Source organism: Pseudomonas sp. B21-012 (genome assembly GCF_024749305.1).
Lineage (GTDB): Bacteria > Pseudomonadota > Gammaproteobacteria > Pseudomonadales > Pseudomonadaceae > Aquipseudomonas.
Genome location: NZ_CP087197.1, coordinates 238,143 through 253,696, shown reverse-complemented (window position 1 = coordinate 253,696; position 15,554 = coordinate 238,143). Strand labels below are relative to the sequence as shown.

Annotated in this window: 13 protein-coding genes; 4 read left to right on the top strand and 9 right to left on the bottom strand. The window is 64.6% G+C overall.

Annotated elements, in window-relative coordinates; all coding sequences use genetic code 11:
- Positions 1-14 precede the first annotated feature (14 nt).
- Positions 15-1,070, bottom strand: coding sequence for a phosphorylcholine phosphatase (locus LOY37_RS01115; RefSeq protein ID WP_093377290.1), 1,056 nt, complete (start codon positions 1,068-1,070; stop codon positions 15-17).
- 240 nt (positions 1,071-1,310) lie between these two features.
- On the opposite strand from LOY37_RS01115, the gene LOY37_RS01110 reads away from it, so the two are divergent.
- Positions 1,311-2,702: an L-cystine transporter gene (locus tag LOY37_RS01110; RefSeq protein WP_258608864.1), complete on the top strand. Its 1,392-nt coding sequence runs from the start codon at positions 1,311-1,313 to the stop codon at positions 2,700-2,702.
- Positions 2,703-2,742: 40 nt separating this feature from the next.
- Here the strand turns inward: LOY37_RS01110 and LOY37_RS01105 are convergent, their stop codons facing one another.
- Positions 2,743-3,261, bottom strand: a complete 519-nt coding sequence (locus tag LOY37_RS01105; protein WP_258716152.1) for a dihydrofolate reductase — start codon at positions 3,259-3,261, stop codon at positions 2,743-2,745.
- Positions 3,262-3,324: 63 nt separating this feature from the next.
- Between LOY37_RS01105 and LOY37_RS01100 the strand changes: the two genes are divergently transcribed.
- Together LOY37_RS01100 and LOY37_RS01095 are read left to right on the top strand one after the other, a co-directional pair.
- Complete coding sequence (locus tag LOY37_RS01100; RefSeq protein WP_258716151.1) at positions 3,325-4,716, top strand: DUF2868 domain-containing protein; 1,392 nt, start codon at positions 3,325-3,327, stop codon at positions 4,714-4,716.
- Entirely contained in the window at positions 4,709-6,073 is a 1,365-nt protein-coding gene (locus LOY37_RS01095) for a GTPase/DUF3482 domain-containing protein (RefSeq protein ID WP_258716150.1), read from the top strand. Before LOY37_RS01100 ends, LOY37_RS01095 begins: the two co-directional genes overlap by 8 nt.
- Here LOY37_RS01095 and LOY37_RS01090 read toward each other — a convergent pair.
- From LOY37_RS01090 to LOY37_RS01060, 7 genes are all read right to left on the bottom strand, one after another.
- Positions 6,056-6,610 (bottom strand): phosphonate degradation HD-domain oxygenase, encoded by a 555-nt coding sequence (locus tag LOY37_RS01090; RefSeq protein ID WP_258716149.1) that lies wholly within the window; start codon positions 6,608-6,610, stop codon positions 6,056-6,058. The two genes, LOY37_RS01095 and LOY37_RS01090, sit on opposite strands and share 18 nt — an antisense overlap.
- Before the next feature lie 2 nt (positions 6,611-6,612).
- Entirely contained in the window at positions 6,613-7,740 is a 1,128-nt protein-coding gene (locus tag LOY37_RS01085) for a TIGR03364 family FAD-dependent oxidoreductase (RefSeq protein WP_195885440.1), read from the bottom strand.
- A 75-nt stretch (positions 7,741-7,815) separates the two neighbouring features.
- On the bottom strand, positions 7,816-8,841 hold the full coding sequence (locus tag LOY37_RS01080; RefSeq protein ID WP_045201846.1) for a putative 2-aminoethylphosphonate ABC transporter substrate-binding protein: 1,026 nt from the start codon (positions 8,839-8,841) through the stop codon (positions 7,816-7,818).
- Between the two features lie 39 nt (positions 8,842-8,880).
- Positions 8,881-10,605 carry a putative 2-aminoethylphosphonate ABC transporter permease subunit gene (locus tag LOY37_RS01075; protein WP_258716148.1) on the bottom strand — a complete coding sequence of 575 codons (1,725 nt, stop codon included), beginning with the start codon at positions 10,603-10,605 and terminating at the stop codon, positions 8,881-8,883.
- A gap of 1 nt (position 10,606) precedes the next feature.
- Positions 10,607-11,671: a putative 2-aminoethylphosphonate ABC transporter ATP-binding protein gene (locus tag LOY37_RS01070; RefSeq protein WP_258716147.1), complete on the bottom strand. Its 1,065-nt coding sequence runs from the start codon at positions 11,669-11,671 to the stop codon at positions 10,607-10,609.
- A gap of 122 nt (positions 11,672-11,793) precedes the next feature.
- On the bottom strand, positions 11,794-12,663 hold the full coding sequence (locus LOY37_RS01065) for a LysR family transcriptional regulator (protein WP_093377326.1): 870 nt from the start codon (positions 12,661-12,663) through the stop codon (positions 11,794-11,796).
- A gap of 7 nt (positions 12,664-12,670) precedes the next feature.
- Entirely contained in the window at positions 12,671-14,932 is a 2,262-nt protein-coding gene (locus tag LOY37_RS01060) for a heavy metal translocating P-type ATPase (RefSeq protein ID WP_258716146.1), read from the bottom strand.
- An 82-nt stretch (positions 14,933-15,014) separates the two neighbouring features.
- Here LOY37_RS01060 and cadR point away from each other — a divergent pair, with 82 nt between their 5' ends.
- Entirely contained in the window at positions 15,015-15,458 is a 444-nt protein-coding gene (gene cadR / locus LOY37_RS01055) for a Cd(II)/Pb(II)-responsive transcriptional regulator (RefSeq protein WP_045201835.1), read from the top strand.
- Positions 15,459-15,554: the final 96 nt, after the last annotated feature.

The window sequence follows — 15,554 nt, the reverse complement described above, 5'->3', positions numbered from 1 at the left end:
GATATCTATTTTGCTTACTGAATCTGCTCCGGTGTAACGATCACCCAGTTCTTGTCCGCCGTCACCGGCAAGCCTTCCTTGGCCTGCGCCGCGGCATGCTTGGCGATCATGCCGTTGAGCTGGTCCATGTACTTGGCCTTACGGTTTATCCACAGGTGGATGCCGCCCTTGGCCACGTCGACGCTATGAAACTGCATGTAGCCGTCACTGGTCGGAGTATCACCACCGACCAGCACCGGCTTCTTCCATTCGTCGATATAGGTGAGGATGGCCGCCTGCTTGCCGGCCATCCAGGTGGCCGGGGTCCACAGATACGGGGTCAGCTCAAGGCCCATGTTGGCCTGCGGGTCATAGCTGCCGGCGCTGATCTGCTTGCGCGCGGTGGTCAGGGCGCCGCTGTTGCGGTCCTTGAGCAGCAGACTGACGCCGATCACGTTCTGCGGTTTGACGTTGTAGCCGTACTTGGGGTCGGCAGCGACCATGCGCACCAGCTCTTCAGAGGCTGCGCTGATCACGTAGACCTCAATGCCGTTCTCCATCAGCTTGTTGAACAGCTCGGCCTGGCCGGCGAACACTTTCGGCGGTTGCACCTCAATGGGCTTGACCTGGTCACCCTCGTAATAGGTGCTCGGCACCGGCTTGCCCGAGGCCATCAGCTCGTCGACATAGCCCTTGAGCTCCTTGAGGGTGAAACCGGAAAACACCTGGGCGACCCAGGGGTAGCAGACCATGTCGTCGATTTCGCAGAGCCGATAGTAGTAGCTGAACAGGCTCTCCTTGTGCTCGGCGGTGTCTTTGAAGGGGATGAGCTTGAGCGACGGGTCGAGTTTGTCGCGGCTGAGCAGGCCCTTGTTCTCCATGAACGGCAGCAGCGATTCTTCGAGGTCGAAGCGGTAGCTGGTGTTGTCCATGTCGAAGACCGCATAGTTGCCCTTGTTGGCATTGGCCGCGATCATGCTGTCCAGTTGCTTGGCAGCCTCGGCCGGCCAGTGCTTGAGCTCGGTGGCCCAGCTGTGCCCGGTAAGCAACAGGGCGAGGCCGGCGGCGAGGATTTTCGGAGCAGACGTCATGTGCTTTTCTCCAGAAAAGTGGCCCGCCCACGCTAGCAAAGCCTGCAATGCGCACCGACCCGACAGCGACACCGACACGCCCCTGAGCGGCCAAGAGCATTCTGTTTGCGACCTGGCGTTATTCCAAAAACGACTATAGAAATTCCATTTCGATATAAATTCGTTGGTTTTCATGCTGTTAGCATTTCTGTTCGCAATCGCACACAGAGGCGATGCCCCGCCTTTTTTCCTGGAGCTTCAATGAATCTGCCGTTGTCTCTCAATCTGCTGGCGTTCCTGGCCTTGCTGCTAGGCCTGGCGCAAACCCGTCATGGCAACTGGAGCCTGGCCAAGAAAGTGCTGGTCGGCCTGGTCCTCGGCGTGCTGTTTGGCGCTGCCCTGCATGCCATTTACGGCGCCGGCAACCCGGTCCTCAAGGCCACCATCAGTTGGCTCGACCTGGTCGGCAACGGCTACGTGCAGTTGCTGCAGATGATCGTCATGCCGCTGATCTTCGCCTCGATCCTCAGTGCCGTGGCGCGCCTGCACAATGCTTCGTCGCTGGGCAAGATCAGCTTCCTGACCATCGGCACGCTGCTGTTCACCACGGCCATCGCCGCGTTGATCGGTATCGTGCTGACCAACCTGTTTGGCCTGACCGCCGAAGGCCTGGTGGCCGGTACCGCCGAAACCGCGCGCATGGCGGCGATCCAGAGCGACTACGTGGGCAAGGTCACCGACCTGAACATCCCGCAATTGCTGCTCTCGTTCATCCCCAGCAACCCGGTAGGCGACCTGGCCCGGGCCAAGCCGACCTCGATCATCAGCGTGGTGATCTTTGCCGTGTTCCTCGGCATGGCCGCCCTGCAGTTGCTCAAGGATGACGCCGAGAAGGGCAACCGCGCCCTGGCCGCCATCGACACCCTGCAAGCCTGGGTGATGCGCCTGGTGCGCCTGGTGATGAAGCTCACCCCCTACGGCGTGCTGGCGTTGATGACCAAGGTAGTGGCCAGCTCGAACCTCGACGACATCCTCAAGCTCGGCAGCTTCGTGGTGGTCTCGTACATCGGCCTGGGCCTGATGTTCGTGGTACACGGCGTGCTGCTGGCGATGAGCGGCGTCAACCCGCTGCGCTTCTTGCGCAAGGTCTGGCCGGTACTGACCTTCGCCTTCACCAGCCGCTCCAGCGCCGCCAGCATCCCGCTGAGCATCGAGGCGCAAACCCTGCGCCTGGGTATTCCGCAGTCGATCGCAAGCTTTGCCGCGTCATTTGGCGCAACCATTGGCCAGAACGGCTGTGCCGGCCTGTACCCGGCAATGTTGGCGGTGATGGTGGCGCCAGCGGTGGGCATCGATCCGTTTGACCCGCTGTGGATTGCCACTCTGGTGGCGATCGTCACCCTGAGCTCGGCAGGTGTTGCCGGTGTCGGCGGCGGTGCGACGTTCGCGGCGCTGATCGTATTGCCGGCCATGGGCTTGCCGGTGGAGCTGGTGGCCTTGCTGATCTCGGTCGAGCCGCTGATCGACATGGGCCGCACGGCGCTGAACGTCAACGGCTCAATGACGGCCGGGGCGATTACCAGCCAGATGCTCAAACAGACCGACAAGTCGGTGCTGGATGCGCAGGAACATGCGCAGCTGACGCACTCCTGACGACCTCATCGCGGGGCCTCGACTTGCCCCGCGATGCTTTTCAGGCCTTTTCCCAGACCTCGAAGTGATACGCCGGCTTGTCACCCTCAGCCGGATTGGCCTGAGTCGACGCCCGCTTCCACTGCGCCGGATCAAACTCAGGAAACCACGCATCCCCTTGCGGGCTGAGCTCAACCCGGGTCAGGTACAGGCGATCCGCTAGGCCGCGCTCGATGGCCTGGGTATACAGCTGCGCGCCGCCGATCAGCATCAGCTCGTCGACGCCCTGCGCCAGTGCCCACTGCTCGGCACGCTCAATGGCAGCCTCCAGCGAGGCGAACACTTCGGCACCTTCGAGCTGCAAGCCCGGCTGGCGGCTGACCACCAGGTTCAGGCGCCCCGGCAGTGGGCGACCCAGCGAATCCCAGGTCTTGCGCCCCATGATGATCGGCTTGCCCAGGGTGGTGGCCTTGAAATACTTGAAATCCCCCGGCAAGTGCCAGGGCATGCTGTTGTCGATGCCGATCACGCGGTTCTCGGCGAGGGCCGCGATCAGGCTGAGGGGGAGTGATGTTTTCATGCCGACGAGGATAGCAAAGCCCGATCTTCGATGCCTGGGTTATGCTTTGGGCTGACTTGATCAATGGAAGACCGTGTGACTGCACTGACTGACCTGGACAAACGCTGGCTCACCGAAGCCGTGCGCCTGCGCGAAGAACATGCAGGCCCCTTGGAAGACCAGGAAGCCAACCGCCGCGCTCGCCAGGTAGGCGGCGACCTGCCGGCGCGCATCGAAAGCCGCGCCCTGTGGCTGGCCGAACGCGACGGCATGCGCAGCGCCCTGCAACACTGGAAACAAGGCGCTCGCCTGGCGCTGGCAGCCCTGGTGGTACTGGCCGTGCTCAGCGGCGCCGGCCTGGCCCTGGCCGCCCTCGGCGACAGCCTGCGCCCGGTCAACGTGTTCTGGGCCCTGGGCAGCCTGCTCGGGTTGAACCTGCTGCTGTTGCTGGGCTGGCTGCTGGGCTTTTTTCTGGCCGGTGAACAGGGCGCCAGCCTTGGTCGCCTGTGGCTGTGGCTGAGCGAAAAATTCGCCCGCGATGCCCAGGCCGCACACCTGGCCCCCGCCCTGCTGGTGATGCTGCAGCGACAAAAACTCAATCGCTGGCTGCTCGGCCTGTTGGTGCACAGCCTGTGGCTGCTGGCCTTGAGCACTGCGCTGTTGATGCTGCTGATGCTGCTGGCCACCCGCCGTTACGGCTTCGTCTGGGAAACTACCATTCTCGGCGCCGACACCTTCGTCGCCCTGACCCAGGCCCTTGGCGCCCTGCCCGCATTACTCGGCTTCAGCGTGCCGGACGTGGCCATGATCCGCGCCAGCGGCGACACGCAACCGGCACTTGAGCTGGCCCGCCAGGCCTGGGCCGGCTGGCTGCTCGGCGTGCTGCTGGTATACGGCATCGTTCCGCGCCTGCTGCTTGCCGCCCTGTGCCTGTGGCGCTGGCGCAGTGGCCGGGCACGCCTGCAACTGGACCTCAAGCTGCCCGGCTACAGCCAGCTGCGCGATGTGCTGATGCCCAGCAGCGAACGCCTGGGCGTCAACGACGCCGCGCCTGATGCCTTGCCGCAGATCGTGCGTGGCGTTGGTGAAGAACACAGCGAAGGCGCCCTGCTGGTCGGCCTGGAGCTGGACGACAAACGCCCGTGGCCACCTACCCTGCCGGCAACGGTGAGCAACGCCGGTATCCTCGATAGCCGCGAGTCGCGCAACAAACTGCTGGAACAGCTCAGCCGTTTTCCGCCAGCGCGCCTGGCGATTGCCTGCGACCCGCGCCGCTCGCCCGACCGTGGCAGCCTGGCGCTGCTCGCCGAGCTTGCGCGCAATGCCGGGGCCACGCGCATCTGGCTGCTGCAGGCAATGCCCGGTCAGGCACTGGACGCTGAACGCCTGGGTGACTGGCATCAGGCCCTGGAACAGCTGGGTTTGAGCTACGCCGACAGCGCCCCGCTGAACTGGCTGGAGCATGGCCATGACTAAGCCGCTGAAACTGGCCGTGGTCGGCCACACCAACGTTGGCAAGACCTCGCTGCTGCGCACCCTGACCCGCGATGTCGGCTTCGGCGAGGTGTCGCATCGGCCGAGCACCACCCGTCATGTCGAGGGCGCACGCCTGTCGGTGGACGGCGAGCCGTTACTGGAGCTCTACGACACCCCGGGGCTGGAAGATGCCATCGCCCTGCTCGACTACCTTGAGCGCCTGGAACGGCCGGGCGAGCGCCTCGATGGCCCGGCGCGGCTGGAGCGTTTTCTGCAAGGCAGCGAAGCGCGCCAGCGTTTCGAGCAGGAGGCCAAGGTGCTGCGCCAGCTGCTGGCCAGCGATGCCGGCCTGTATGTGATCGATGCCCGCGAGCCGGTGCTGGCCAAGTACCGCGACGAACTGCAAGTGCTGGCCGGCTGCGGCAGGCCGTTGCTACCGGTGCTCAACTTCGTCGCCAGTAGCGACCATCGCGAAGCTGACTGGCGCGAAGCCCTGGCGCGCCTGGGGCTGCATGCGCTGGTGCGCTTCGACAGCGTCGCCCCGCCAGAAGACGGCGAGCGCCGCCTGTACGAAAGCCTGGCGTTGATGCTGGAGCACTCACGACCAGCGCTGCAACGCCTGATCGACGATCAGCAGGCCCAGCGCCAGGCTCGGCGTGAAAGCGCCAAGCGCCTGGTCGCCGACCTGCTGCTCGACTGCGCCGCTTGCCGGCGCAGCGTGGTCGCCGAGCCTGGCGCCGAAGCCGTGGCCATCGAAGCCCTGCGCCGCGATGTGCGCCAGCGCGAGCAACGCTGCGTCGAAGCGCTGCTCAAGCTCTATGCGTTTCGCAAGGAAGACGCCGCCAGCAGCGACCTGCCTTTGCTCGACGGGCGCTGGGGCGATGACCTGTTCAACCCGGAAACCCTCAAGCTGCTCGGTGTACGCCTGGGCAGTGGCGTGGCAGCCGGTGCGGCGGCCGGGGCCGGGGTCGATTTGCTGGTCGGCGGCCTGACCCTCGGTGCCGCGGCGCTGGCCGGGGCGATAGCCGGCGGCGCGCTACAGACTGCCCGCAGCTACGGCTCGCGCCTGCTCGGCAAACTCAAGGGCCAGCGCGAGTTGACGGTGGACGACAGTGTGTTGCGCCTGCTGGCGTTGCGTCAGCATCAGCTGATTCACGCCCTGGATGCCCGTGGCCATGCGGCGCTGGAGCGGATCAAGCTGACGGCGCCACAAGAACAGACCTGGCGCGAAGGCAAGCTGCCGCAAGCGCTGGGCAAGGCCCGGGCGCATCCGCAGTGGTCGTCGCTCAATCCCGGGGCGAAAGTGAATCAGGCCGAGCGCCAGGAGCAGATTGATGCGCTAGTGCAGGAGCTTTAGCGCCTTGCCCTTGAGCAGTTGCAGGTCAATCACCGGCACATTCATCTCCTTGGCCAGCTCATCCCACTGGCGCATGCGCAGGCTCACCGCACACAGTGGGTCTTGCTCGAAGGCATCGGCCTCGGCCTCGCTCATCACCCCGCCCTGGTACTCCAGGGTGCGCCGGCTGGCCTCACTCAGGCGCTGGTAATAACCCGGCTGGCGCAAGGTCAGGTAGCGCTTGGCCTCGACGTGGTACTCCACCAGCCTGGCCAAACGCTCGCTGAAGCCGCAGCGGCGCAGGTAGTTGGCGCCAACACGCTCATGGCTGACCGCGCCATAGCCGCCCATGTCGCCTTCGGCGCTGCCACAGATATGGCCGATGTCATGGAAGAACGCCGCCAGTACCACCTCGTCGTCATAGCCCTCGGCCAACGCCAGCTGCGCCGCCTGGGACATATGCTCGAGCTGCGAAACCGGCTCGCCGATGTAGTCCTCATTGCCATGCTGCTGATACAAGGCGAAGACCTCGCTGACAATCTGTTCGGCACTAACCATGATCAGTCACTCTCCTCCAGCAAACGGGCGATATGTTGCTCGGCCAGGGCCGGGCCGACGCTCATGCCGACACCGCTGTGCATCAGCGCAACGCTGATACCCGGCGCCACCTGCAGCAAGGAAAACGGCCCCGGCCCGCCAGAACCATAGACGCCCTGCCAGCGTTCGACCACCTCGATGCGCCCGCCCAGGGTCTGCTCGGCCAGCTCGATCATCCAGTTGTCGACCTGCTCGGCGTTGAACGGTGAAGCATCGCTGCCATAGGCATGGGAGTCGCCGATGATCAGCTCGCCATGGGGCGTCGGGCTGATCAGCAGGTGGATGCCATGCTCCAGCAGGTGCGGGCTGTTGGCCTGCAGTTGCGCTTTCAGCGCCTGGGCCTGCGGCAGGTCGGCGAAGGCGCCGTAGTGCACACAGCTCAGGCCAGTCAGCAAGGCGTGCTGCAGGTCGAGTTTGAAGCGCGGCCGGGCGCGCAGCATCTGCAGACGGCAAACCTGCGGTTGCAGGGCGGCGATGGGTTCGGCGAGCAGGGTCTGGTAGTCGTGGCCGGAGCAGACCACGATCTGTCTGGCGCTGAAGTCCCCCGCCGTGGTCGATACGCGACCAGGTTCGATAGCACGTACCAAGGTTGAAAAGTGAAACGCTACATCCAGTTCCTGCTGCAAGAAGCGGATCAGGCTCGGCAGCGCTTCGCGGGAATACAACTGCTGGTCTTGCAAGCCACGCAAGGCGGCGCGGTGGTGGCGAAACTGGCCGCCGTACAGGTCGTTCAAGGCGGCGCCGCTGAGCAGTTCCACCTGGTAATCATGTTGTGGCGCGCGCTCGGCACAGAAGGCTTCGAGCAGTTCCAGCTCCAGCGCAGTGCGAGCAAACAGCAGCGAGCCATTGGCCTTGAGCTCGAAGCCGGCCTGCTGCGCCCAGTGCTTCCAGATACCACTGCTGGCCTTGGCCAGTTCGAGCATCTGGCCGGGTGGCTGGCCGGTTACCAGGGCCTGGCCGAAGTTGCGCACCGAAGCGCCCAGGGGCGTCGCGCTGCGCTCGAAGACCCGCACTTTGAGCCCGCGTCGGGCAGCGGCGTATGCATGGGACAGGCCGAGGATGCCGGCGCCGACGATGAGTAGATCGGTCATCTGAGGTTCCTTGAAGAATGCTATCGCGGGGCAAGCCCGCTCCTACAGTAGGAGCGGGCTTGCCCCGCGATGCGGTTACTGCTGCGCGACCTTCTCCGACTTGCCGTCATAGCGCTTGCGCCATTCGGCGAGGATGTTGTCGCGGTTCTTCGAAGCCCAGGCGAAGTCGTTCTTGATCAGGCGCTGTTCGTAGTCGGCCGGCAGTTCGGTCTGCGGCTTGGCGATGCCCGGCTGGGCCAGGACGGCGAAGTTTTCCTTGTACAGCTCCATGGCCGCCGGGCTCGCCGAGAAGTCGGCCAGGCGCTTGGCCGCGTCTTCATGCTGGCTGCCCTTGATCACCGCGGTGGCTTCGATCTCCCAGCCCAGGCCTTCCTTCGGCAGGACGATGTCCAGCGGCGCACCCTGGCGCTTGAGCTGCACGGCTGGGTATTCGAACGAGATGCCGATCGGGAATTCGCCAGCAGCAGCCAGCTTGCACGGCTTGGAGCCAGAGTGAACATACTGGCCGATGTTCTGGTGCAGCCCGTCCATGTACGCCCAGCCCTGCTTCTCGCCGAAGGTCTGCAACCAGGCGCTGACATCGAGGAAACCGGTGCCGGAAGACGCCGGGTTAGGCATGACGATCTTGCCCTTGTACTCAGGCTTGGTCAGGTCCTGCCAGCTCAGCGGCTTGCTCAGGCCCTGCTTCTCGGCCTCGACGGTGTTGAAGCAGATGGTCGCGGCCCAGACGTCCATGCCCACCCAGGCCGGCGGATTGGCGGCATCGCGGTAGTTGGCGCCGATCTTGCCGAGGTCTTTCGGTGCGTAGCTTTGCAGCATGCCCTGCTGGTCGAGGATTGCCAGGCTCGATGCCGCCAGGCCCCACACGGCATCGGCTTGCGGGCGGTCTTTTTCGGCCAGCAGCTTGGCAGTGATGATGCCGGTGGAATCACGCACCCACTTGATTTCGATGTCCGGGTTGGCCTTTTCGAAGGCCTGCTTGTAACTCTTGAGCTGTTCGGCTTCGAGCGCGGTGTACACCGTCAGTTGGGTATCGGCGGCAAAGGCCTGCACGCTGAATGCAGTGAGGACGGCAGCGGCAAGAGCAAGTGGCTTGAACATGATGCGGTTCCTTTGAACAGTACAGGTTGGGAGAGGCAATCAGTGACCCGGCGCGCGCTGGCGCCAGGCTTGGGAGCGTTGCAACAGGCCGCGCGAGGCCCAGGCCAGGAGCAGCGAAACGGCCGCGCTGGTAATCAGGATCAGGGTCGACATCGCTGCGGCGCCGCCGACGTTGCCGGCATCATCCATGTTCAGCACGGCGACCGCGGCAAGGATGGTGTCGGGGCTGTAGAGGAAGATCGCCGCCGACACCGTGGTCATCGCCGAGACGAACAGGTAGCGAATGATGTCGAGCAATGCCGGCAGGCAGATCGGCACGGTGACCCGCATGAAGTGCCGGTACAGCGGTGCCTTGAGCGACAGCGCGGCAGCCTCGAACTCGCCATCGAGCTGGCGCAGGGCAGTGGTCGCGGTCATGTTGGCGGTGGTCAGGTAGTGAGCAATGGTGCACACCACCAGCAGCGCCATGCTGCCGTAGAACACATGCAGCGGGTTGCTGCTGAGGTTGAAGAAGAACACGTAGCCAAGGCCCAGCACCAGGCCCGGCACCGCCATCGGCACGAAGCTGAGCAGGCGCAGCAGCAGGTTCAAGCTGCGCTGGCCCTTGGTTTTTTCCATCAGGTAGGCGCCGGTGAAAATCACCGCGCTACCGATCAGCGCCGTGCCCAGGGCCATGGTCAGGCTGTTGCGGTAGGCCAGCCAGCCGCCACCGGCGGTTTCGTCGAACTGGTAGTGCTTGAGCGACAGCGACAGGTTGTAAGGCCAGAACTTGACCAGCGATGAGTACACCGCCATGCCCACCACCAGCAACAGCACCGCGCAAATCAGGATGACCACGGCCATGAAGCAGGCATCGCGACGCCGCGACGGCTGTGGCTGGAACACCTGCGCCCGGCCGCTCATCGAATCGCCCTGACGGCGGCGCAGCCAGGCATCGACGGCAAAGCTGAGCAGCGCCGGCACCAGCAGGACCATGCCGATCAAGGCGCCACGGCCGAACTGCTGCTGGCCGACCACGGCCTTGTAGGCTTCCAGCGCCAGCACCTGGTAGTCGCCACCGACTACCACCGGCACACCGAAGTCGGTGATGGTCAGGGTGAACACCAGGCAGAAGGCGGCGAACACCGCCTGCCGGGTGGCTGGCCAGGTGATGCTGTGAAACGCCCGCCAAGGCCCGGCGCCCATGCTCGAGGCGGCGTCGAACAAGCGCGCATCGGCCAGCGACAGCGCCGACAGCAGGATCATCAGCGCATGCGGGAAGGTGTAGATCGCCTCGCCGAGGACAATGCCCCAGAAGCCGTAGATATTGTCGCTGAGCAGCCCGCGCAGCAGCCCCTGGTTGCCGAACAGATAGACCAGGGCAATGGCCGGGAGCATCGACGGCGCCAGCAATGGCAGCAGCGAAATGCCGCGCCACAGGCCCTTGGCCGGAATCAGTGTACGCTGCAGAGCGTAGGCGAACAGGTAGGCCAGCGGCACCACAATGGCTGCAACGCTGAGCGAGACTTTCAGGCTGTTGCCCAGCAACCAGTGAAAGTTGGCGCTGGCAAACAGTTCGCGAGCTGCGACCAGGCCGCCGCCCTGGCCGGCATCGCTGCTGAAACCGCGCCAGAAGATCGCCAGCAGCGGCATCAATACCGCGACGGTAAGCAAGAGCAGCAGCAACCACTTGCCGCCGACCACGAACAGTCGATCACCCAGCGAAACGCCAGCGCGCTGGCTTGCCTTCGCGTGCGCGATCGGCATGGCGATTGGCGCGGCCATCTCAGGCAAACACCTGCAGGCTGCGCGGCGGCAAGGCGACCCAGATGTCCTGGGAGCCCAGGCGCGGCATCGACTCGGGGGCGACTTCGGCAAGCAGGGCATGGCCTGGCAGTTCGTTGAATTCGAAACTCATGCGGCAGCGATTGCCGAGGAAGGTGATCTCGCGCACCCGCGCCGGGAACAGGTTCTCTTCATGCACCGGCGGGTTGACGCTGATCGCTTCCGGGCGGCAGAACAGCCGACCGCTACGGGCCTGGCTGGCGCCATCGGCCAGGCGCATGTTCAGCGCACCGACCAGGGCATGGCTGTCGCTGTGGCGCTGGAACGGCAGCCAGTTACCCTGGCCAACGAACTCGGCAACGAACGGCGTGGCCGGCTTGTCGTAGATTTCCTGCGGGGTGGCGTACTGCTCGACCTGGCCGTTGTTCATCACCGCGATACGGTCGGCCATCAACATGGCTTCGTCCTGGTTGTGGGTGACCATCAGGGTGGTGATGCCGAGCTGGCGTTGCAGTTGGCGCAATTCGCTGCACAGGTGTTCGCGCACCCGGGCGTCGAGGGCCGACATCGGCTCGTCGAGCAGCAGCAACGACGGTGCCGGGGCCAGGGCTCGGGCCAGGGCCACGCGCTGTTGCTGGCCGCCGGAAAGCTGGCCGGGGTACTTCTTCTCGCTGCCGCTCAGGCCCACCAGCTCAAGCATCTGCGCCACCCGCTGACGCACTTCGTCACGACCGCTGCCGGCCAGGCCGTAAGCGATATTGGCTTCGACGGTCAGGTTGGGGAACAGCGCATAGGACTGGAACAGAATGCCGTAGTCGCGGGCCTGGGGCGGTAGCTCGGAGATATCACGGTCGCCGATGTACAGGGTGCCGCGATCCTGGCGCTCGAGGCCGGCGATGCAGCGCAGCAGGGTGGTCTTGCCACAGCCGGAGGGGCCCAGCAGGCACACCAGCTCACCAGCGGCGACGTCGAGGGAAACATCGTGCAGGGCGGTAAAGGCGCCGAAGCGCTTGTGGATACCGTGCACTTTCATCTGTGCGCCAGGGTTTGCGACCGGAGTGTTCATGGCAGGACCTCATCGAACGAATGAGGGCCATGCTAGGCGGACAATGCGAAGGTTCTGTGGCGCAGAGGCAAAAGTTGCCGATAGTGGTATAGGCAGATTTTGGTGTGATGCAAATCCCGCTCCTACACCTCGACCGCCGCCACTTCCTGAGCCAACCCCAGAAACGCCGCCGGCAACCGCGCCTGGCGCCGCTCCTTCAAGCAATACAGATACTCATGCATCAGCGGCGCGCCCTCCAGGCTCAGCACCCGCAGCTCGGGGTTATGCGGCACTTCATGGCGGGCAATGATGCTGATGCCGATATTGCGCAGCACCGCCTCGCGAATCGACTCGCGACTGCCGATCTCCAGCAGCGAGCCGACCTTCACCCCCGCCGCTTCAAGCATCTGCTCGGTCAGCTTGCGCGTGGTCGAGCCCTGCTCACGCACCAGCAGGCAATGCCCGGCCAGCGCCGACAGCGGCAGCGATTCGCGGCTGGCCAGCACATGGTTGCGATGCACCGCCACCACCAGCGGATCGGTACCCAGCACCCGCCGCACCAGCCGTGCATCCTCGACCAGTTGCGATGAGGCGGCCAGATCGACCCGGTAGTCCTCAAGCAATTCCAGCACCTGCTGGGAGTTGCCGATCTCCACCGACACCTCCACCTGCGGCAAGCGCTCGCGGAAGATCTTCACCAGGTCGAGGATGTAGTACGGCGCCGTGGCAGCGATACGCAAACTGCCCTGACCCTGGCCACTGTTGCGCAGGAAGAACTCGATATCGGCTTCCTGCTGCAGCAGCGCCTTGACCATCGGCAGCAGCCGCGTGCCGTCGTCACTGAGGGTCAGGCGGCGACCGCCACGGTAGAACAGCTCCACCGCGTACTGGCTTTCGAGGTTGCGGATCTGCGTGGTTACCGTCGGTTGGCTGAGCCCGAGTTTCTTCGCCGCCAGGGTAATGCTGCCCAGGCGGGCAACCATGTAGAAGGCTTTCAACTCGGAACTCAACATAGATCCTCTATTTACGCAGCAGGCGCAGGCCGTTGAAGACCACCAGCAAACTCACGCCCATGTCGGCAAACACCGCCATCCACATGGTTGCCATGCCGGCGAAGGTGACTGCCAGGAAGATCGCCTTGATCCCCAGCGCCAGAACAATGTTCTGAGTCAGGATCGCCGCACTCTGGCGCGAGAGCCTGACGAAGGCCGGGATTTTGCGCAAGTCATCATCCATCAATGCCACGTCGGCGGTCTCGATGGCGGTGTCGGTACCGGCCGCGGCCATGGCAAAGCCGATCTCGGCGCGGGCCAGTGCCGGCGCATCGTTGATGCCGTCGCCGACCATGCCGACCCGATGGCCCTGGGCGTACAGGTCCTCGATGGTCTTGAGCTTGTCGGCCGGCAGCAGGTTGCCATGGGCCTGGTCGATCCCGACCTGGGCGGCAATCGCCTGGGCCGTGTGCGGATTGTCGCCGGTCAGCATGACAGTCTTGATACCCAGCTCATGCAGCTCGGCAATTGCCTCGCGGCTGCTGTCCTTGACCGTGTCGGCGACGGCGAACAGCGCCAGCGGGCCGGACTTGTCGAGCAGCAGCACGACGGTCTTGCCCTGCCGCTCCAGGGTATCGAGCCGGGCTTCGAGCTGTGCCGAGCACAGGCCCAGCTCCTCGACCAGGCGATGGTTACCGAGGTGATACAGCTCGCCGTCGATCTCGCCACGTACGCCGCGACCTGCCAGGGCTTCAAAGGCCGTTACTTCACTCAGGGGCAACCGCTGCTCATTGGCAAACACGGCAATGGCGCGCGATACCGGGTGGTCGGAACGATCGGCAAGGCTTGCCGCCAGCGCCTGGGCGCGGCCTTCGAACAACGGTTCGAGCACTTCATGGTCGGTTTGCACCGGCTTGCCGTGGGTGATGGTGCCGGTCTTGTCCAGGGCCAGGAAGTCGAGTTTGCGCCCGCCCTCCAGGTACACCCCGCCCTTGACCAGGATGCCTTTGCGCGCCGCCGCGGCCAGGCCGCTGACGATGGTCACCGGGGTGGAAATCACCAAGGCACAGGGGCAGGCCACCACCAGCAACACCAGCGCGCGGTAGATCCAGTCGAACCAGGCGCCAGCCATGAACAGCGGCGGAATCACCGCCACCGCCAGGGCGAAGGCAAACACCGCCGGGGTGTAGATGCGCGAGAACTGGTCGACGAAGCGCTGGGTCGGCGCCCGCGCGCCCTGGGCTTCTTCCACGGCCTTGATGATCCGCGCCAGGGTCGATTGCCCGGCCGCCGCCGTCACCCGGTACTCCAATGCCCCGGCCTGGTTGATGGTGCCGGCGAACACCTTGTCACCGGGGCCCTTCTCTACCGGCAGGCTCTCGCCGGTGATCGGTGCCTGGTCGATACTCGACTGGCCGCTGACCACCTCGCCGTCCAGGCCGATGCGTTCGCCGGGACGCACGCGCACCAGGTCACCGAGGGCGACCTGCTTGACGTCCAGCTCACGCCACTGGCCATCGGCTTGCTGCACGGTGGCAAGGTCCGGGCTCAACTGCATCAGACCGCCGATGGCGTTGCGCGCGCGGTCCAGCGAGCGCGCTTCGATAAGCTCGGCGACGGTGAAGAGGAACATGACCATGGCCGCTTCCGGCCACTGGCCGATCAGCACCGCGCCGGTCACGGCGATGCTCATCAGTGCGTTGATGTTGAGGTTGCCGTTCTTCAGGGCGATCCAGCCCTTTTTGTAGGTGCCCAGACCGCAACTGAGGATCGACACCAGGGCGACCAGGGCCACTACCCAGGACGGCGCCAGCTCGGCAAAGTGGATTGCTTCGGCGCCCAGTGCCGCAACACCGGCCAACGCCAGCGGCCACCAGTGTTTTTTCACCGGCGCAGGCGCAGCGCCAGCTTCTTCGCTGGCCTCGCTCAACGGGTCGGCCTGCATACCCAACGAGGCGACCGCCTGCTCGATGGCGACAGTGTCGGCATGGGTGTGGCGCACGCCGAGGATGCGGTTGATCAGGTTGAATTCCAGCTGCTCGACCCCGGCCAGCTTGCCCAGTTTGTTCTGGATCAGGGTCTGTTCGGTCGGGCAATCCATGGCCTCGATGCGAAAGCGGCTCAGGCGCGCACCGGCGCTGCTCGCCTCGCTCAGTTGCACCAGCGCCGGTGCGGCGTCGTGGGAACAGCAGCTGTGGGCGTGCTCGGCATGTTCATGCCTGGCGTGATCATGGCTGTGGTCATGATCGTGAGGAGCTTTACCGGGGGTGTGGCTGACAGGCTGATTCATGGGTTCATCCTTAAATGTCCTGTTGCCAAGTGAACACCCTGTAGCCACTATAGGGTCAAGCCACTTGTCGAGGTATTTGCAGATGAAGATCGGAGAACTGGCCAAGGCCACCGATTGCGCGGTGGAAACCATCCGTTACTACGAGCGGGAAAACCTGCTGCCGGAGCCGGCGCGCAGCGAAGGCAACTACCGGATGTACACCCAGGCCCACGTCGAGCGCCTGACCTTCATCCGCAACTGCCGCACCCTCGACATGACCCTGGAAGAAATCCGCAGCCTGCTGCACCTGCGCGACAGCCCGGATGACCAGTGCGAAAGCGTCAATGCGTTGATCGACGAGCACATCCAGCACGTCAAGGCGCGCATCGATGGGCTGCAGGCACTGCAGGCGCAACTGCTGGAACTGCGTCAGCACTGCCATCCCAAGGAGGTCCAGTGCTCGATCCTGCAGCATCTTGAGGTCAATGGCGCAGTAACGGCGCCAGAGGCGGAGCATTCACATGTGGGCAGAAGCCACGGGCACTGATTAAGGTACCTGTAGGAGCGGCGGTGCGGCGACCCGACTTGCCCCGCGATGCGATGTGACTGACAGACCGCATCGCGGGTCAAGCCCGCTCCTACA